Origin of the sequence: Aster yellows witches'-broom phytoplasma AYWB, from assembly GCF_000012225.1 — a bacterium.
GTDB lineage: Bacteria > Bacillota_I > Bacilli_A > Acholeplasmatales > Acholeplasmataceae > Phytoplasma.
Map to the genome: position 1 here is coordinate 38,306 of NC_007716.1, position 19,207 is coordinate 57,512.

Annotated in this window: 16 protein-coding genes and 8 pseudogenes; 18 read left to right on the forward strand and 6 right to left on the reverse strand. The window is 23.2% G+C overall.

The window, feature by feature from the left end:
* Nucleotides 1-84 precede the first annotated feature (84 nt).
* Together AYWB_RS00135 and AYWB_RS00140 are read left to right on the forward strand one after the other, a co-directional pair.
* Nucleotides 85-1,773 (forward strand): ABC transporter ATP-binding protein, encoded by a 1,689-nt coding sequence (locus tag AYWB_RS00135; protein WP_238374432.1) that lies wholly within the window; start codon nucleotides 85-87, stop codon nucleotides 1,771-1,773.
* Complete coding sequence (locus AYWB_RS00140) at nucleotides 1,770-3,563, forward strand: ABC transporter ATP-binding protein (protein ID WP_041639775.1); 1,794 nt, start codon at nucleotides 1,770-1,772, stop codon at nucleotides 3,561-3,563. Before AYWB_RS00135 ends, AYWB_RS00140 begins: the two co-directional genes overlap by 4 nt.
* Before the next feature lie 812 nt (nucleotides 3,564-4,375).
* Here the strand turns inward: AYWB_RS00140 and AYWB_RS03490 are convergent.
* The 3 pseudogenes from AYWB_RS03490 to AYWB_RS03500 all read right to left on the reverse strand — a co-directional run bounded on the left by AYWB_RS03490 (nucleotide 4,376) and on the right by AYWB_RS03500 (nucleotide 6,698).
* A pseudogene (locus AYWB_RS03490) lies at nucleotides 4,376-5,183 on the reverse strand (IS3 family transposase).
* A gap of 752 nt (nucleotides 5,184-5,935) precedes the next feature.
* Nucleotides 5,936-6,181 (reverse strand): annotated as a pseudogene (locus AYWB_RS00155) (HU family DNA-binding protein).
* 224 nt (nucleotides 6,182-6,405) lie between these two features.
* A pseudogene (locus AYWB_RS03500) lies at nucleotides 6,406-6,698 on the reverse strand (single-stranded DNA-binding protein).
* 1,273 nt (nucleotides 6,699-7,971) lie between these two features.
* Between AYWB_RS03500 and AYWB_RS00160 the strand changes: the two are divergent.
* From AYWB_RS00160 to AYWB_RS04135, 12 genes are all read left to right on the forward strand, one after another.
* Nucleotides 7,972-8,379 carry an SVM family protein gene (locus AYWB_RS00160; protein WP_011412316.1) on the forward strand — a complete coding sequence of 136 codons (408 nt, stop codon included), beginning with the start codon at nucleotides 7,972-7,974 and terminating at the stop codon, nucleotides 8,377-8,379.
* A gap of 30 nt (nucleotides 8,380-8,409) precedes the next feature.
* Nucleotides 8,410-8,763, forward strand: a complete 354-nt coding sequence (locus tag AYWB_RS00165; RefSeq protein WP_011412317.1) for an SVM family protein — start codon at nucleotides 8,410-8,412, stop codon at nucleotides 8,761-8,763.
* A gap of 65 nt (nucleotides 8,764-8,828) precedes the next feature.
* Entirely contained in the window at nucleotides 8,829-9,011 is a 183-nt protein-coding gene (locus tag AYWB_RS00170) for a hypothetical protein (protein ID WP_011412318.1), read from the forward strand.
* Nucleotides 9,012-9,568: 557 nt separating this feature from the next.
* Nucleotides 9,569-9,736 carry a hypothetical protein gene (locus AYWB_RS03825; protein WP_011412319.1) on the forward strand — a complete coding sequence of 56 codons (168 nt, stop codon included), beginning with the start codon at nucleotides 9,569-9,571 and terminating at the stop codon, nucleotides 9,734-9,736.
* Complete coding sequence (locus tag AYWB_RS03515) at nucleotides 9,726-10,103, forward strand: hypothetical protein (RefSeq protein WP_011412320.1); 378 nt, start codon at nucleotides 9,726-9,728, stop codon at nucleotides 10,101-10,103. Before AYWB_RS03825 ends, AYWB_RS03515 begins: the two co-directional genes overlap by 11 nt.
* A 206-nt stretch (nucleotides 10,104-10,309) precedes the next feature.
* Nucleotides 10,310-10,450: a hypothetical protein gene (locus tag AYWB_RS04470; RefSeq protein WP_334199039.1), complete on the forward strand. Its 141-nt coding sequence runs from the start codon at nucleotides 10,310-10,312 to the stop codon at nucleotides 10,448-10,450.
* Between the two features lie 54 nt (nucleotides 10,451-10,504).
* Nucleotides 10,505-10,807, forward strand: a complete 303-nt coding sequence (locus tag AYWB_RS04475; RefSeq protein WP_334199040.1) for a hypothetical protein — start codon at nucleotides 10,505-10,507, stop codon at nucleotides 10,805-10,807.
* A complete protein-coding gene (locus AYWB_RS04115) occupies nucleotides 10,756-11,250 on the forward strand; it encodes an ATP-binding domain-containing protein (RefSeq protein ID WP_011412321.1) in 495 nt (164 codons plus the stop codon). Before AYWB_RS04475 ends, AYWB_RS04115 begins: the two co-directional genes overlap by 52 nt.
* A gap of 85 nt (nucleotides 11,251-11,335) precedes the next feature.
* Nucleotides 11,336-11,539: a hypothetical protein gene (locus AYWB_RS04120; RefSeq protein WP_011412322.1), complete on the forward strand. Its 204-nt coding sequence runs from the start codon at nucleotides 11,336-11,338 to the stop codon at nucleotides 11,537-11,539.
* Complete coding sequence (locus AYWB_RS04125) at nucleotides 11,523-11,726, forward strand: hypothetical protein (protein WP_238374408.1); 204 nt, start codon at nucleotides 11,523-11,525, stop codon at nucleotides 11,724-11,726. Before AYWB_RS04120 ends, AYWB_RS04125 begins: the two co-directional genes overlap by 17 nt.
* Nucleotides 11,727-11,799: 73 nt before the next feature.
* On the forward strand, nucleotides 11,800-12,159 hold the full coding sequence (locus AYWB_RS04130) for a hypothetical protein (protein WP_011412324.1): 360 nt from the start codon (nucleotides 11,800-11,802) through the stop codon (nucleotides 12,157-12,159).
* On the forward strand, nucleotides 12,137-12,607 hold the full coding sequence (locus AYWB_RS04135; protein ID WP_238374409.1) for a hypothetical protein: 471 nt from the start codon (nucleotides 12,137-12,139) through the stop codon (nucleotides 12,605-12,607). The genes AYWB_RS04130 and AYWB_RS04135 overlap by 23 nt, the downstream gene beginning before the upstream one ends.
* A 290-nt stretch (nucleotides 12,608-12,897) precedes the next feature.
* On the opposite strand, the gene AYWB_RS00185 is transcribed toward AYWB_RS04135, so the two are convergent.
* The 3 genes and pseudogenes from AYWB_RS00185 to AYWB_RS03405 form a co-directional block, all read right to left on the reverse strand.
* Entirely contained in the window at nucleotides 12,898-13,524 is a 627-nt protein-coding gene (locus AYWB_RS00185) for a hypothetical protein (RefSeq protein ID WP_011412326.1), read from the reverse strand.
* A 444-nt stretch (nucleotides 13,525-13,968) separates the two neighbouring features.
* A complete protein-coding gene (locus tag AYWB_RS00190; protein ID WP_011412327.1) occupies nucleotides 13,969-14,172 on the reverse strand; it encodes a hypothetical protein in 204 nt (67 codons plus the stop codon).
* Between the two features lie 107 nt (nucleotides 14,173-14,279).
* Nucleotides 14,280-14,828, reverse strand: a pseudogene (locus tag AYWB_RS03405) (sigma-70 family RNA polymerase sigma factor).
* Nucleotides 14,829-14,871: 43 nt separating this feature from the next.
* Between AYWB_RS03405 and AYWB_RS04410 the strand changes: the two are divergent.
* From AYWB_RS04410 to AYWB_RS04480, 4 pseudogenes are all read left to right on the forward strand, one after another.
* Nucleotides 14,872-15,559: pseudogene (locus AYWB_RS04410) on the forward strand (DnaB-like helicase C-terminal domain-containing protein); the annotation flags it as partial.
* Nucleotides 15,560-15,584: 25 nt separating this feature from the next.
* A pseudogene (locus AYWB_RS00205) lies at nucleotides 15,585-16,910 on the forward strand (toprim domain-containing protein).
* A 160-nt stretch (nucleotides 16,911-17,070) separates the two neighbouring features.
* Nucleotides 17,071-17,698: pseudogene (locus AYWB_RS00210) on the forward strand (hypothetical protein).
* A gap of 400 nt (nucleotides 17,699-18,098) precedes the next feature.
* Nucleotides 18,099-19,073, forward strand: a pseudogene (locus AYWB_RS04480) (IS3 family transposase).
* Nucleotides 19,074-19,207: the final 134 nt, after the last annotated feature.

Here is a 19,207-nt window from a genome sequence, read left to right on the forward strand (position 1 = left end):
GCAACAAAAAAATAACCATATAAACAAAAGAATTGTGAGTTTAGACTAATGAAAATTATTTGGAAATATTTATTCAAATACAAAATGTTACTGTTGTTAAATTTAATTGCTGTTTTGTTTGTTTGTTGTAGTGAATTGGGAATCCCTTTTATAATTGGTAAGTTTATTATTGATTATAATAAAAACAAACTTGATCCTTTCGCACTTTTAGGGCTTTTAACTTTATGTGCTTGTTGTGGCTTTATAGGAAATCTAATTCTTAATTATTGTGCTTCCAAAGTATCATCCTTGCTTTTTCAAGATTTAAGTGGTGATATTTTTCAAAAAGTACAAACTTTTTCACCCACTGAGATGAAACAATTAGGGATTTCATCTATCCTTAACTATACTACTTTGGATGTTTTTCAAGTAATGAATTTCATTTCTGTTTTTTACCGTACTGCTGTTGTTTCTCCTATTATGCTTGTAGTTAGTGTTATTACTATTTTTTATGTAGCTTCTTTTTTGCTTTTAGGAATTCTTTTTGTTGCTCCTTTTTTAGTTTTAACACTATTTATTATTCTTAAAAAATCCTATATTTTATCACAACAACAACAAAAAAAATTAGATGAATTAAATGTTATTACTCGTGAAAATTTAATTGGGATAAAATCTATTCGTGCTTTTCGTCAAAGTCAATATGAAACTTCTCGTTTTTCTAAAGTAAATCATAAATATAGTTTTTTTTCTATTAAATTATTTAATTTTATGGTTTCTATTGATCCTATCTTTTATTTTTTTTTAAATTGCTCTATTTTGATTAATGTTGGGGTAGGAGTGCATTTTTTAACTCAAGACAATCCTGGTTTTACTACAGGCAAACTTCTTTCATGTATTGATTATCAATTTCATGTTTTATTTGCTATTTTGGATTTTTTATTACTCTTTATGATGTTTCCTAAAACTTTGGTATCTGTTAGAAGAATTGAAAATGTTTTAAATGTTACCCCCAAAATAAAAAATGTTTGCAAACCTTTAAAACCACAAATGCCTTTTCAAACTTTGTCTTTTGAAAATGTTACTTTTACTTATCCTGATGCTACACAACCCACGTTAGAAAAGATTAATTTTAGTATGAAAAAAGGACAAATTGTAGCTTTTGTAGGTGCTACTGGTTCAGGAAAATCCACCTTAATAGGTCTTATCCCCCGCCTTTATGATGTGTGCGAAGGCGCTATTAAAATTAATGATATTGATATTAAAGAATATGATCTTAATTATTTGCGTAATAAAATTAGTTTTATTTCTCAAAAAAATGTTTTATTTAAAGGAACTATTAGAAGTAATTTAGCTTTCGGTAAACAAAATCCTCAAGAAAATCAAATGAAAGAAGCATTGCAACTTGCTCAAGCTTATCAAATTATACAAAATAAAAATCATAAATTTAATGAAATAGTAAGTGAATTGGGTACTAATTTTTCAGGGGGACAAAAACAAAGACTTTCTATGGCAAGAGGATTTCTTAAAAAACCTGATATCTATATTTTTGATGATTCTTTTTCAGCTCTTGATTATAAAACTGAATATGAAATTAGAAAAACTTTTTTTGAAATGAAAGGCCAAAACTTAGTGTTAATTGTTGCTCAAAGACTTACTTCTGTTATTAATGCCGATAAAATTATTGTCTTAGAAGAAGGAAAAATGAAAGCTATAGGGACTCATCAAGAATTAATGAAAAATTGTCTTCTTTATCAAGAAATTGCCAAATCCCAAAATTTAGAGGTTGTTTTATGAAAAGAATTTTGAGATATTTAAAGCCTTTTAAAAAACAAATTAATTTAGGACTTTTCTTAATTTTTCTAGCCTCCCTTTTTAATGTTTTTTTGTTTTATTTTGAAGGTAGATTTATTACTGATGAAATTCAAAAATATTATAAAGATCGTAGTTCCTTTTCTGTTCCTTTTTTTGGCAAAAACATTATGCATTACATTATCTTTATTTTATGTATTAATCTATTTTTATATTTGTTTGTTGTTATGTGTCGTGTTTTTTTTAATAAAATGTTAATTTCATCTATTCATCAAGGTATGAGAGATTTGCGCCAAGATTTGCAAAAAAAAAATCATCGTTTACCTATTAAATACTTTGATTCTAATACTTTAGGAAATATTATGAGTCGGATGACAAATGATATTGAAGTTATTTCTAATGCCTTACAACAATCTTTTTCTATTATGTTAGCTTCTTTTTTAATGATTGTAATGATTATTTGTTTTATGTTTGTTTTACATCTTTTTTTAGGTATTATTGTCTTTATGATGATTCCTTTTTCCTTTTATGCTATTTATAAAGTTTTTGCTAAATCACAGAAAATCTTTATTCAAAGGTTTGATGAATCAGGGAATTATCATGGTTTTTTACAAGAAAAATATACTGGATATAAAGAAATTATTTTATATAATCAACAAAATACAGTTATTGAAGAGTTTAGTTATCAAAGCAAGTGTTTAGAAAAGTTAGTTTTTAAATCTAATTTTTTGTCTGGATTAACTTCACCCATTGTATGTTTGTTTACTCATTTTACTTTAATTGCAGTTAGTATGGTGGGTTTTTTTTTGATTGAAGGCCATAATACATCTCCTTTTTTAGCTAAATTAGGAGTAGGAGTTATTGGAATAGGACTTTTTAGATGTTTTTTACAATTTGTTTGGCGTTTAGGCAATCCCATTATTGAAATAGGTCATATGTCAGTTTTATTACAATCTGCTAATGCTGCTTCTAGAAGAGTATTTGCTTTTTTAAATGAAATTGAAGAAGCTCCTGAAGTGCTTAAACCTCAAGTTATTGCTAATCCTCAAGGAGAAGTTGTTTTTGAAAATGTTTTTTTTGGTTATAATAAAAGAGATATGTTATTAAGGAATATTAATTTTGTTGCCAAACCAGGACAAACCATAGCTATTGTGGGCCCTACAGGTTCTGGTAAATCTACTTTAATTAATCTTTTAATGCGTTTTTATGATATTAATGCAGGGACTATTAAAGTTGATGGAGTTGATATTCGTGAATTAAAAAAAGATAATTTAAGAACTATTTTTGGAATGGTATTACAAGATACTTGGTTTTTTAAAGATACTATTTGGCAAAATATTAAATATGGCAAACAAGATGCAACTGATGAAGAAGTAATACAAGCAGCCAAACAAGCTCAAGTGAATTATTTTATTAATACTAAACCTAATGGTTATCAGATGCAAATTAATGAAGAAGCAGATAATTTGTCTCAAGGAGAAAAACAATTAATTACTATTGCAAGGACTATTTTAAGTGATCCTAAAATATTAATTTTGGATGAGGCTACTTCTAATGTAGATACTAGAATTGAAATTTTGTTACAACAAGCTATTCAAAAGTTAATTCAAAACAAAACTGCTTTTGTTATTGCTCATAGATTATCTACTATTGTTAATGCTGATAAGATATTAGTGCTTAATAGAGGGGCTATTATTGAACAAGGAACACATCAAGAATTATTAAATTATAAAGGATTTTATTATAAACTATATCAAAGCCAATTTCAAAAATAATATATAATATTAATATTAAATATAAAGACCAAATATTTATATAGTTGGTCTTTCTTTTCTAAAAATATTCTTAGAAAAGAATTGAGCGTTAAGACAAAAATTATTTAAATATTTTTTAAAAAAATAAAAAGAATTTAGAAATTCGTAATCAATTAATTGAACTTCATTGATCATTAGTAAAAAAAATAGTTTAAAATTCAAATATTACCCTAAATTGTTAACTAGAGAGGTTTTGTACCAAGAAGGAATCTTAGTATTAATCAAATACCTCAATTCACCTTAAATCCAACAAAAACCACCAAATCAAATAATATCATTTTTAAAGAAAAAAAATATGAGCCTGATAGAATAAGAAACCTCAACCCAAATCGATTATGGTTAAAACAAATAAATCATGAATTACTGCTTAAAAAATTAAAAACCAAATTTTTAAGTTTTGTTATAACCCTAGACAACATAAAAGAATCTCACCAACTAACTTTTGCCGTGTTCCGTTTTATTAGACAACTTTTATCTTTAAAATTGTTCTTTAAAACTTAAAATTAAGTGATAATTTCATATCTTTTCAAACCAACAAAAAATTTAAATTATATAAAAAAGTGTCTAATTTTTTTATAATTTGTTAGTTTCAAAAGATATTTTTTTAAATATTTTACCCCTTCATATATATAATTGCTTAAAAAAAGTTAAAAACACTCCTACAAAATGAAAAGAAAATATTTTTTTTACGTAATTATATTATTTTATTTTAAAAAAGGGCGCAAAAAGTAACCTTTTTCAAGGTTAACATTTAAACAATTAATCAATTTTTTTTATATCAAGTTTTGAGAATATTGAATTGGTGAATTATAGTTTAATTTAGTTAATAGCCATTTTTGATTCCAAAAAGCAGGAAATTGTTTAATGATAGTTTTTATTTTGGCCATTGGGTTTTGGAAATAAAAAAGGATGGCGGTGTTCTAAAATGCTTTTCATTTGACCGAAAAAGTTTTAAATGACAGCGTTATCACGGGTAGTGGTTTTTCTGGACATGCTGATTAAAAAACCTTTAACATGAGAAGCGACAATTTGATTGTTAAAAGAGTCGATAATACAATAAAAATATAAAAAACCTTGTTGAGTTTTAAAATAAGTGATGCCTGTGAAGAGTTTTTGCATCGGTTCATAGGTTTTAAAATCTTGGTTAATTAAATTAAGAACTATTTTTAATTGAGATTTTAACTGTTGGTAATGATATTTATTTTTTTGATTCTTAAACGACAACAAATACTCTTTTCTTTCATGATGTGATAAACTTTTTTCTTAGTGATGGTTTCATTAAAATTTTTTTGATATAAATTAGTGATTTTACTATGGCCAAATAAATATTCATGAATTCTGCATAAAGATTCAATACGTTTTTGTTGTAAAAGATATTTTTCTTGTTTTAGTTTAATTTTATGGTTAACTTTTAACCAATAATAATAAGTACTCCTTTTAGTTTGAATCGTTTTTAAAATAGTGGTTATATTTAAATCATTTTGAAACTTTCCCACTAAATTAAATATATTTTTTTTCTATCTTTTCTATTTTTTTAATAATTTGTTGTAATAATTTTATTTTTTGTTTTAATTTTTGCATCTTAACACCAATGTATCTTATATTTTTTTCATTATATCAACAATTATAACTCTTTAAATGTTTTTTAACGCCATTAAATAATTTATTAATGTTATTTTTTGTCTAATATATGAATCACCCCCCTTCCATATTTTTTTTTATTTATAAAACACATACCTATAACTGGTATGGCAGTTAATTTAAAAATTAAAGTTTATTTAATGATTGAAATAAATTAAAAAAATAAAATTGTTTTTCAAAAAAGAAGTTTTATTATATCGATTAATAATAATGATATTAAAAATGATAATTCGATAATATCAAATATCGAGTATCATTATATATATAATGATATAAAATATTCCTAGTTAAATATGTTTGTCTTTATATAGAATATTTGAAGAGACAAATTGTTAAAAAACTGTTAGTCGTTTGGAAATATATTTATACATAGGATGTATCTTTTTCACCCGATAACCTTGTTTTGTTTTGATTAAGAAGAATTGAATATATTTTAAATCTTCTTGACGATAATAAACAACATTTAAACCTTTCTTATAGTTTGTTTTGATAGGATTATTATATTTATATAGTTTATTGGGGTCTAATTGGTATAATTTTAAGTTTTCTATTTTATGGATATTGATTTTGCCAATTAATTCTTTAATGATATTTTTAGAATCATTTTTATAATTGATTTGAAAGATATCATGATGGGTTTTAAGGGGTTTTAAAATTAAAGTTTTTACTTTATCTTTGATAGTTTGGAAATTTTAAAAAGAGATAACAGTTTTTGTGGGGATTTTTAGTTTTTTGCCTGTCTTAGGGTTTCTACTAGTGTAGGTTTTTTCTTGGTTTTAAGATAAATTTACCGATTTTAGAGGATAAAATTACTTCTTCGTTTGTGATGTAATTAATTCAATTAGGTCATTTTCGAATGAGTTATAAAATTCTTCTGTTTTAATGATTGAGGTTTTGTTGGCCTCAACTATTTTTTTAATTAATTCTTTCTTTGTCATTTTTGGGTTTCTCCTTTTTGTTGGTTTTTATTTTTCTCCTTTTGTTTTTGTTTTAATAAGTTAAGAATTTAAATGCGAAAAATAAGTACTTTTTGAAAAGTTTCAATTTGAGATTACTTTCAAAAGATGTAATTTACCTGAAAGAATGTTATTTCACATGATTAAAATAAAAATAATGGTACAAAAAGTACCATTATAATAGAAATAGAACCTTCGCCCGAGTTTTAAAAAAAAGTTAAATGGTCTTCTTTTGGTTTGGAATCTAAGAAAATGACATTGTGAATAATTATTTTTGTTGAGGTTTTGTTTTGTCCTTCGTTGTTAGTGTATTTTCGACATATATTTTCGAACTTTTGTGTAAATATGTACTCATGTTTTCGGCTTGGTTTCTAAAAACTAGACAAGGAATATATTGAACTTTGTCCTTTCCTTAGTTAACCACTAATTGGAAATCGATTTTGGGAATTTGTTCTTTATTACTATTGATATATTCTAGGTCATGAGAAATATTACCAATTAATTAAACTTTGTTTAACATTTTTGGTTTCTCCTTATTTTTTATTCTTTGGGCTTATTTTTCTAATTGCATCTTTTTTTAGATTTATGATTTGTGAGAGTTTGAAATTTAGTTTTTGGTCTATTTCTTATTTGGTGAAAGTTGGGTGTTAAGATTTATTTATGTTGTCTAGGGTGGTGCCGAAACTTTAAAAAATAAATAACACCGATTTTCTTTTGGCTTAGTTTGGTTTTTAATTTTTTAAGCAGTAATTCGTGATTTGCTTGTTTTAAACATAATTGATTTGGGTTGAGGTTTTTTATTCTATCAGGCTCATATTTTTTTCTTTAAAAATGATATTATTTGATTTGGTGGTTTTTGTTGGATTGAAGGTGAGTGGCTTTTTTATTAGTTCATTGATTGTTGATTTTATGGTTCGGAGTTGTGTAAACAATGAAATCATAACCTAAATTTTGGTAATTATTTAGGGCTTGAAGTAATCCTAAGATTACTTCTTGGTTTAAAAAATGGTTTTAATTAAAATAAAAAAACCAAATGTGTTAAAATGGTGGTGTATTAAAAAATACAAAAGAGGAAAGAAACCTATGATCAAAATTAAAAAAATAATCAAATATTTATTTATTATTTTAGAGATGTTTCTTTTTTTATTATCAGTTGGATCGTTTTAACTTAAACAGGAATCATTAAATTGCCAAAAGAAGAAGTTCCTATTTTAAAAGAAACCAAAGCTAATATAAAAGACGAATAGGAAGAAACTAATTATAAAGTAAGAACTCAACCAATAATTAAAATTCATTACATATTTGATGGCTTTAATGGCATCGGTTATTATCAACAACAAACTCAAACCAAAAAAAACAGTTTTAATGATATTTTAACCATTCAACACAGACTCCAAACCCAAAGTTGGAATAAAGATTGTGATACTTATAACCATACCACTTTTAACGGATTTGATGTTGATTCTTTCGATGCTTAAGATGATATTTTTATTTAGATAAATATGTAAAATTCGAAAAATAACAACAATGACGATTAAAGACTATTGCCTTGGCGGTTGTTTCGTTGAAAATGATAACTTCGCATTAACCTTTTTCCATCTCCATTTTAACCCTATCCGTCAAATTTTTTCTCTTTGCCAAGATAAACATAACTATGATAAAATCTAAGAAGCCAAAAAAAATAAAAGAACCAACTCTAACTGGTGATAAAATTTTAACAACTTTCAATATTTTAAAATGTAAAGAAATCAAAATTAAAGGAGATTTAATTAATGTTTAAAATCAAAAATAATTTATTAAAATCAAAAATATTTGTATTTATTTTATTAGGATTATTTGTAATTATCAATAATCATCAAGCAATGGCTGCCCCTAATGAAGAGTTTGTTGGCGACATGAGAATAGTTAATGTAAATTTATCAAATATTGATATTCTTAAAAAACATGAAACATTTAAAAAATATTTTGATTTTACACTAACTGGTCCTCGTTATAATGGAAACATAGCAGAATTTGCAATGATATGGAAAATTAAAAATCCGCCTCTTAATTTATTAGGTGTTTTTTTTGATGATGGCACCAGAGATGATGAAGATGATAAATATATTTTAGAAGAATTAAAACAAATAGGCAATGGAGCCAAAAATATGTATATTTTTTGGCAATATGAACAAAAATAATTTTTCTGCATTAAAAAAGGAGTTAAAATAATGTTTAAATTAAAAAATCAATTTAAAAAAAAAATTATTTTTTTGTTTGTTTTCTTAGGTTTATTATTTATTAATAATAAAAGTATTTATGCTTTTCCTGGAATAGATTTAGATGTAAGAAGACATCAATTAGAAGAAGAATTAAACAATTTATTGTTAGAATTAAACAATGTTTTTAATAATATGAGTTTAGATTCTTCAACGCGTTTTAACATGATGGTTGCAATTTCAAACACAATAGACACAACAAACAATCAACTCTCGACGATAAATCAACAAATTATCGAACGTGATCGATGCAACCAACAAAGACGAAACTACCAAAATAAACCTAACAGTCCTAGAAGAATTTAAATAATTTAAAGCATAATTTTTTATTTTCGAATATTTTTCTATTTATAGTTTTAGTAATATTCTTAATGACTAATAATATTTATCAAGTAATGGCAATGAATAATTTAAATGATGAAATTAATAAACTTTATTTAGAACGAAATCAATTAGTGATCAAAATTAATTCGTTCTTATCAAGACCCACAATACAAGAACTTAATGCAAATTATCAAAAATTAAAAATATTAAACAAAAATATATTAATTTAAAATATAAATTAAATGAATTTAATTAAATTCATTAATCAAAAACCAAGAACCTGATGAGGTTCTTTTTTTTATTTAATAACATATGCAACAATAGAAAGAAAAAAACTATTTTAATTAAAAAAATCTTTCAATCTTTACCTATAGTAATCTCATCTTTTTAATCATCACTTTATAATTGTTTATTATGTCATTAAATTCTATCTTTTTTCTGTCAAACCAAATATTCACTAATATAAAACAAGTAATAGTGGTTCAATTTTATCAAAATTTCATCACTAAGCAACCAAATCATAATTTGGAATTTAATTAATACTTGGTTAATAAAGATAAATAATAACCTTAATACTATCAATCGTTATTTCTTTATTTATTAAAATCAATGGTTTAATTTATGTTTATTAATAATTTATGTTTATTAATAATTTATTTTATTATTTATTCCTTCATTTATTGTATTTCATTGATTTTCTTTTTAAATGTATTTATTACCTTTTTTGTTTCTTTTGTTATTTAGGCAAATATCTTTTATTATTATTAAAGAAAATTTTTAAGAAAGAATGATTATTATTATTATGAGAATCAAAAAGTTAAATCAAAGGACCAAATTATGGCATCAACACCTCACTTCTTGCATGTATATACATGGTGGAGCTGGTTCTGGCAAAACTACCATTTTAATTGAAAAATTAAGACAAAAAGAAAAAACCTTTAATTTTGGTAGCTAATAATGCTACTAAAAATATTATTTATGATAAATTATTTTCATCATTAAAAGAAGATTATCCTTCTTATAATGATGATGAATTAGAAAAATATTTAAAAGATAATTATGAAATTAGAACATTTCATAGTTTTGCTTATTCTTGTTATTTAAAATATAATATTTTTAATGAAACAGCAAAACAACGAAAATTTATTGATGATGAAACTAAATTAAATATTTTAAAACTGATTTTAAAAGAAAATCAGGATTTAAAATTGTATTTTAAAGAACAAAGAAAATATTCATTTAGAAAGTTTTTACAGGAATTAAATAATTTAATACGTTTAACTTTTCAAAAAGAAAACTGTTATTCATCTATTAAAATTTGATGATAAAGTTTTAAAAAAATCTTTTGAATTGTTGTTAAATTTGTATTATGAAAAATTAAATTATTATAATTTAATAACCTTTTGATGGTTTATTAATTGAAACTAGTGATTTTATTGAATTTGTTGAAAGGAATAATGGTTTAATTTATAATCGTCCTGTTTTTATTGATGAATTTCAAGATTTAAATTATTTTTATTATTTTATTATAAAAGAACTTTTATTTAATAAACCAAATTCTTTATATTGTTTTGGTGATTATACTCAAAATATTTATAGTTCTTTTGGTTCTAGTGAACGTATTTTGGAACTTTTTGTAAAAGATTTTATACCTCAAAAACATTTTTAAAATGTTAATTATCGTTCTAAAGTCATTAATATCGTTAAAGCAGCTAATGAATTAATTGATAATAAGGAATATTTACAATTATCTTTTAGTGAAAAAAAATATAGAGATTTTATAAATTTTTCTTTTTTTGATAATTTTTATCAACAAGTTAATTATTTGTGCGAAAAAATTAAAAATTCTTTAATTTATTCTATAACTGTTCTTTGTCGTAGTAATGGTGAATTACAAAAACTTAAAGATGAGTTTGAAAAAACCAAATTCCTTTTACTATATCTGATAATAAAAGTAAAGAAAATGAAATTGTTTTGTCAACGATACATGGATATAAAGGATATGAAAATGAATGTGTTTATTTAATTGGTTGGCAAAATCGAAATGAATCACAAGATAAAGTTTTAGAAAAAAAATTAATTTATACTGCAATAACTCGCGCTAAACATGATATTGAAATTTTAACTTTAAATGATTCTTCTATTTTTATAGATTATTTTTATTCTTTAATAAAAAAAAAATTAATTTCTGATAATTTTACAAAAGGATTAAATGATAAAATTTTTGATTTAGATTATTTAAAAATTTGTTTACCTAATTCAAAAGATATAGAAATTTATGATGAATTATCTACTACTATTAAAATTTATAATGAAAAAGTTAACCAATTAGAAAAACAACATAAATTTAATCAAATTACTGAATCTTATTATAAGAAATGTTATTTAAAATTATGTGTTTTATTTAAGGAAATTTCTAAAAATATTTATAAAGTACAAAAAAAGATAATGGCTATGAGACTCGTTTAAAAGGGTTTAATTATTATATGTTTGAACCTTTGGAACGAATTAAATGTTATAAAAAACATTTAAAAGAAAAAAAGAAGAAAGAATTTTGTCATTAAGTGATGATGATTTGAAATTGGATTATTCTTTAAAAAAACAATTAAAAGAAATTAAATTGCAAGAAATTAAACCAAAATCAAAAATTTTAAGGCATTATCGAGATTCTTCACAAAATGCTAAGGATAAACTTTTATATAATTTTAAAGATTCTACTAAAAAAATATCTTTTTATTACTTTGACAGCTCCTTATGATGATTTACAAAGCAAAACTATAAAATATACTTATGAACCTGATATTATGGATCAGGTAAGGAAACGTTTTATTCGTTTAGTGAGAAAAAAATATTTATTAAATTTATTTCAACAATGCTCTCAAAAAGATTTGGTTTATTCCAAAATGCAAGATTTTCGTTATTTTTTGGTCTTTGGAAACTACTAAATTAGGAGTTATTCATTAACATATTATTTTTAATATTGATGTTTTAAATTCTTTTGGTGTATATTCTCGTTATTTGTGTACTGATAAAGATTATGCTTTGGGTTTGAAAAACCGACCTATTAAAGGAAATAAGAGTATTTTTTATGATGATTATTTAATGCATAAAATAGATGAAAAAGGTAATATTAAAATAACTCAAAATTATTATGAGAAAAAGAATGTTAAAGTGTCAAAAATTACTTTGCTTTGGGCTAATGCTTATGCATCTGTTATGAATAAAAATAATATAAAACATTATAAACATTTAAATCCAATTAGTCAAAACGTTCAAATTTTTAGACCATCAAAAACAAATCTTTTATTTGAAAAAATTGAAATTAGTAAATGTAAAGTTTTTTATAAAGGCACTTTTGATAAAAAAAGATTATGTTAATAAAGTTGTTTCATATGTTAGTAAATATGTCTCTAAAAATGATAAACAAATTGAATCAAATTCTAATAAAGGAATTGATTTTTATAGTCGTCATTTGTTTGGATTTTCTCGTACATGTTTTTCTTGTCCTCAAGAATCTTTTTTAGCATTATTCCCTTATGATATAATTAAAGAAATAGAATTAAGTTCATTTCCAATTGTTAATTTTAATTTTTCTAATATATTTGAATGGAATATTAAAAAAATAATTAATGGAAGAAATATTAAAATTCCACATAATTTAACTTTATTGTTTAAATCTTATATGACTCCAAACCCAGTTCAAAATTCTAATTATTTTAGTTTAAATTTATCTAGTATTCAACCAAAAAATTATTTTCTTAATAAGAATTTTAAAAAATATTTTAAATTACAAAAACTTAAATTAAAACTTAAAAAAAGATTATGAAAAAAAAGATATTAAAATATTAAATAAAGTTGAATGTCAATATTGGTATAGATATCTTGAAAATAATTATATTCAAAGTTTTCAACTTTCTCCTTAATTTTATTAAATTAGTTTAAATTAAATATTTTTAATTAATTTTGCTGTCTAATTATTGGACGGCTTTTGTTGTTGGAAAAAAATAAATAAAATTATTTATAAATTACAAAAACTTAAAAAAAAATTATTAACCTCTTTTTAAAACAAAAAATTAGCTAAACATTTGACTGTTTAGCTAATTTTTTTAGTTGTTATTAAGATTTTTCTTTGAGTTTTTTTATTTTATCAATAATATTGTAATTATTTTTGCTTAAATCAATCTTATCAAAAGAATCTTTTATAATGTTTTCCGAAAATAAATTTTTTTTTTTTAATAAAAAAATAAGAGCATGAAAAAAACAATAACCATCTCCTTTGGTGTCTTCGGGTTTTTGAATAAAAAAATGATAATTGTTATTTTTCATTTCTAAATCAATAGGATTATTATCAAAAAGAAAAGAAGATAACAAATGTTTATCATTAATTATTAAATTAAATTTACGTTTTAATTGTTGGCTTAAAAAATCAAGAGTCCCTTGAATTAAAGGAGTGCTTGCAGTTTTTAAAGAACAACTTAAAACATCATTTTCAAAAAAAGATGAATCGCCATTGAAAATAAGTAAATATTGTTCTTTAAATTGATCACTTTCTAATCCGTTTACAAATTGATTTAAACCTAAATATGCTAATTTGCGTGTTAACTGCAAAGAGTTATTTGGATTTTTAAAACAAGTAAAAGGTTTTTCATTTTTTGAATTTTTGCAAAATATGATAAAAAAACAAAAGACCAACAAAGTAAAACAAATAAAAATGATAATATTTTTCTTTATTGTTTTTTTCATTATTAATTTGAATATAAATTCCTTATCTTTTCTTAAATTATTTATTATTTAAATTTTTTTTTGATATAATTTTAAAGATTGTAATTCATAGTTATTATAACATTTATATTGCAAAAAATTTGTCAAAATTATATTTTTTTTGTAATTTGTTCTTTTTAAAAAAGAATAAAATCTTTAACTTTCATTTCAGTTTGAGCAGTTTTGCCATATGTTCTAAAAGTAAAATCATTTTTTTCATTTCGTTATCACCAATAACTACTTAATAAGGAATTTTTAATTTTTGAGCTTCTCTAATTTTATATCATAAAGTTGTTTCTTTTGAATTAATTTCTACTCTGAAACCTTCAGATAAAAAAAGATCTTTTATTTTTTGAGTATATTTTCTAAATTTAAAGAATAAGCAAAAGGAATTAAAATTACTTTTAAAGGAGCAAGCACATTTCTTCAATTAAATGAGATAAAAAACGTTCCAAAGTTGAAACAACAGAACGATGAATCACAACTTGGACGACAATGTTTATTATTACAGTCAATAAAAGTTAAATTAAATTTTTGTGGTAATAAAAAATCTAATTGAATAGTTGACAAAGTTTCTTCATTTCCTAAAGCAGTAAACACTTGATGGTTTTTTAAAATGTTTTTTTGCATTTAATCACATTTCATCATCTAAAAAATATTTTTCTTTATCTTTAGGATCACAATAACTTAAATTAATTATTTTTTAATTTTAAAATCACGATAAATTCAAAAAATAATTAATTTAATTTTAGAAATTTATCGATAGCTTTTTCTTTAATTTTTTCTACTTTTTTAAAGATAAATTAATTTTTTAAGCGATTTCTTCGTTGATATAATATCTTTGATAATCTTCGTTTATATTTTCTAAAGGAATACCAAAACTTAAATAGATAATTTTAAATTCGTTTTTACTTAGTTTTTTGCTTATTAATTTTAATAATAATTCATGGTTTGCTTGTTTTAGCCATAATTGATGGGTTGTGTGGTTTTTTATCGGGTTCATATTTTTCTTCTTAAAAAGGAAGATTATTAGTTTTTTTTGGGTTTTGGGGGTTTTAAGGTGAGTTGCTTTTTCTTATTAGTTCTTTTATTTCCGATTTTATGGTTGGTGTTGTATAGGTGATAAAGTCATAATCTAAATTTTCGTAATTATTTAGTGCTTTGATTAATCCTAAAAACCCTTCTTGATATAAATCTTCTTTAGTTAAAACTAGCAGATAATATTTAAATTGCTTCACTATTTTTTTAACTAATGGTAAATGAAATTCAATTAATTGATCTCTTATTTCTAAATTCTTTTTATTTTTATGAAATGACCTTAATTATCCCCACCAAACTCAAATTCCCTTAGATGTTATTTTAGATAAAAATTTGGAAGACTTAAGCATCACACCACTCAAATACAAAGAAATGATTAAAATAGAAAAACAATTTTTTGTCAACATAAATTTATCATTTAGTTATGATAAAAGCAAAAAAAATTGATTATGCAATTAATTTAGTTTATCACTTTAATTAGAAAAACAAGCAGAAATTATCGTTATTTACCACATTTAAATAACTAAAAACACAAACCCACTTAGAAAATTACCGTCTAGCCATTGATGGAATTATGACTAAATTAAAAAAACTAGCCATTTAATTAAACATTGTTATTATCATTTTATCTCAATTTTCAAGAGATACATACAGCAATTATCAAGGTAAATCAACAGAAATAACAGCTTTAAAAGGAAGTGGTGGAATTGAAACTAATTCAGATATCGTCTTAATGATGTCTGAATTCAAACCCAAACTATCCAAAGAAAAAGAAAAACCCATAAATATATATAATTCAACCTTAGAAGAACTATATTCAGACTATAATGACAATGAAAATCAAAAAATAATCGAAGTATGTATCAAAAAAAATAGAAGTGGTACCAAAAAAACCTTAATTTATCACTTTGAAATGACCACTCAAACCTTCCAAGAAATCGGTTATGTTTTACCTTATCAAATGGAAACTTATTATTAATCAAAAAAACTAGGAGTTAAAATAAATGAATTTTCAAGAAAAAATAAAAAATATTCAAATCAACTTTCCTATGTCAGTTTTATTAAAAAAATTAAATATAATACCACCAAAATTCAATCCCAAATATCGTTTTCCTTGTCCCATTCATCAAGGACAAAACCCAACTTGTTGCCATTTAACTTCAGATAATAAAATTCATTGTTGGAAATGTTGTAAAGATTACGATATTATTGATGTTTATATGGAAATAAGAGAAATTAAAACCTTCAATAACGCTCTTGAAAAAATCAATAACTTTATGAAAACTCAAGAATTTAAAAACTTAATCCAACAACAAACTTCAACCCCTAATATTTCTTACGAACCTTTTAAATATCAATACCACCACAATAAAATCAACAACCCAATTGATGAAAAAGAAATTAACGCTACAAAAACACAATTATTTAAAGAAATATCGCCTTTATTCAACCAAATTAGAGATTATTATCATTGATTTATTAACCACTAACCGAAATAATGAATCTCACCTAGGATTAGAATATTTAACCCAAAAAAAGAAAATTAACTATAGAAACTATTAAAGAATTTAAACTAGGTTATGCCCCATTATCTGATAAGCCTTTATCCTTTCGTCTATTAAATTATTGTAAAAAGCAAAATATCGATACAATAAAATTAATTGAATATGGTTTTATTAAAGATAAAACCAATCAACAAAATAAAACATATTATCACGATACTTTTCATGGTTCTATCATTATCCCCATTGAAAATGGATATAATAAAACATTTCATTTTTATCAAAATAACTTTCGCGAAGTTTCTTATTTCCAACCTAAATATAAATCCCTCAATATTTTTAGTCAAACACCTACTTTTCATTTCAGTTATCGTTTTTTTGAAGCGTTACCTTATATTAAACAAATGAAAACCATTATTATTCATGAAGGTTTTTTCGATGTCATTAGTTGTTGGCAAAACAATATTAAAAACGTTGTCGGTCTCATTTGTGTCACTCAACTACTTTCTAAATCACAAATAGAAATTCTAAAAAAAGAAAATATCAAAGTAATTATTGCCTTAGATAATGATGAAACAGGTCAAAAACGAAGTGAAGCCTTAGGAGAACAACTTAAAGAAGAAAATATTATTTACGAAATTAGACGCATTTTACCACCTTATGATAAAACTTGTAAAGATGTTGATGATTTATTGCGATAATTCAGAAAAGAAGCATATCAAAAATGTTTTTTAGACCCATACATTACTTATGAAGAGGCCAAAAAAAATCATAGTCGATTTAGCTATTTATTTTTTTGGAAAAGACAAAGTAGAAATAATTGATTAAAATTATTGCTTTTTTTAACTAATATATTAAACCTTACATGTATAATAACATTAACATACCTCCAAACACGCGCATATACCCCTAAATTTTGCGATTTTATTTTTCACAAATTCGGGGATTTTTATTTTTATAACAAAAAACCAAACAAAAGGAGAAAAATATGAAAAAAGAAACAAATCAAGGAATCATTAGGGGCGGTTGGGAAACAAAATCAACCCCCAACGACTTAGTTCAAATCAAAAACTTTTTACAAACATTAAAAGGAGAATTATTAAATATTACAATTGTTTCTCATTCTAAAAAGAAAAATTCCTATCAACAAACAAACTACCGCCCTAAAAACCAAACTCTATTTGTAGACCCTCAAATCTTAGATGAAATGAAAAAGTATAGAATAGAAATAATCAAAAATCACTCTTCCGAAAACGATAATAATCTAACCCTTACCAACCCAATAACACCCCCCAAAACACCAAAATAATACCCTTAAAACACATTTCCCTATCTTCCAAATTAATTATCTTAACGAACAAAAAGATTATATTAAAGAATTAATAAGTAAGATAATCATAGACAAACTAGAAACTTTAAAATTATATAAATTAGATGATAAAAAAGTAGATAAATATAACAATCCTATAAAAACAAATTATAAAAAAGGATTAAATGTTATTTATTATCAATCGGAAGATTTAAAACACATCAAATTATTTTTAACCAAAAATAAACAGGGCTATCGGGTTAAAAAAATACATCCCATGTATAAATATATATCTAAAATCAAATAAAAACTTAACTAACAGTTTTATAACACTTTCAATATTTAAAATTCTTTGACAAAACCAAACATTTTTAAGGAGTGATATTTTATATATTATATCGATAATGATAATGATACTCGATATTTGATATTATCGTTGTATCTTTTATCTATCATTATTATTTTTCGATATATAAATAACTCCCTATTTTTCCTTTCCATTATTAAAAAGAGTCGTTTAAAATTATCCAAACACAATACCCTAACGCGCTGAAGCGCTAATAACAATCATAAGTACACATAAATAAAAGAAGAAGAAAAATAAAAATCCCCCAGTTGCGCGCTACCCCCTTTTTTAAATAAATATAATCATTCAGAGTTATAATGGTTATGTATATGATATAAAAAAAGGAAACAATATTTAAATCATGAAAAAAATAGCTAAAATAATAAGAAAAAGAGAAACAAAAAAATAAATTATTACAAACTCTAATGAAAAAAACCAAAAAACTGATAAAAAAACTGTTTTCGAATTAGTTAAACAATTTAATCAAAAACTAAATTTAACAACCATTTTAAAAACTATCAAAACCAAAAGAAGCACTTATTATTATTGGTTGAAAGTCGAAAATAAAATAAAAACCAAAAAAGAAAAATACTTATTACAACAAAATCGCATTAAAGCTTTATGTTTACAAGAAAAATATTTTTGCGGTCATCGTAAAATCACTGATTTATACCAAAAAACTTTTAACGAAAACATTACCAAGAAAAAAATTTATACTATTATGAAAGAAAACGGTATTTTTTGTCGTTTAAGAATTAAAAAAAATAAATATTATTATAAAAATAATTTAAAAGCTAAATTAAAAGTGGTAGACAATTTAATTAATCAAGACTTTATATCAACTAAACCCATGAAAAAACTATTTACCGACATCACTTATTTTAAAACCCCCCAAGGATTTTTATATTTTTCTTGTATTATTGATTCTTTCAACAACCAAATTATCGCTTCCCACACTTCCAAACATCAAAATAAAGAATTAGTTTCAAACACTATTAAAAAAATTCCCAAATTAAAATAACCTTGTATTATTCATTCCGACCAAGGAACAGTTTATCAATCACTAAAAATTCAACAAACTTTAACGAAAAAAGTTTTTTTAATCAGTATATCAAGAAAAGCTAATTCACGTGATAACGACGTAATTGAAAACTTTTTAGGCAAAATAAAAAATATCTTACAACATCAACATCATTTTTTATTTCAAAAATCTCCTGAAAAAATAAAAAAATTAATCAATTATTTCCCTAAATTTTGGAACAATCAATGGATTTTAGCTAAATTATTCATCGCCAAATCAATATTCCCCAAAGTTTTATATAAATTATTTTTTTAATTTAATTTTAATTTTTAGTCTTGAAAAAAAATGCTATCTTTTTGTATGCTTTTTTGACCAAAATAACATAATTACGTAAAAAAAATAATTATAATTTAATCTTATATGGGGTGGTTTAAGTTTTTTTGCCTAAC

Coding starts and splice junctions, on each gene's coding strand:
- AYWB_RS00135 (WP_238374432.1), top strand. CDS start 85: ATGTTACTGTTGTTAAATTTAATTGCTGTTTTGTTTGTTTGTTGTAGT.
- AYWB_RS00140 (WP_041639775.1), top strand. CDS start 1,770: ATGAAAAGAATTTTGAGATATTTAAAGCCTTTTAAAAAACAAATTAAT.
- AYWB_RS00160 (WP_011412316.1), top strand. CDS start 7,972: ATGTTTAAAATCAAAAATAATTTATTAAAATCAAAAATATTTGTATTT.
- AYWB_RS00165 (WP_011412317.1), top strand. CDS start 8,410: ATGTTTAAATTAAAAAATCAATTTAAAAAAAAAATTATTTTTTTGTTT.
- AYWB_RS00170 (WP_011412318.1), top strand. CDS start 8,829: ATGACTAATAATATTTATCAAGTAATGGCAATGAATAATTTAAATGAT.
- AYWB_RS03825 (WP_011412319.1), top strand. CDS start 9,569: ATGATTATTATTATTATGAGAATCAAAAAGTTAAATCAAAGGACCAAA.
- AYWB_RS00185 (WP_011412326.1), bottom strand. CDS start 13,524: ATGAAAAAAACAATAAAGAAAAATATTATCATTTTTATTTGTTTTACT.
- AYWB_RS00190 (WP_011412327.1), bottom strand. CDS start 14,172: ATGCAAAAAAACATTTTAAAAAACCATCAAGTGTTTACTGCTTTAGGA.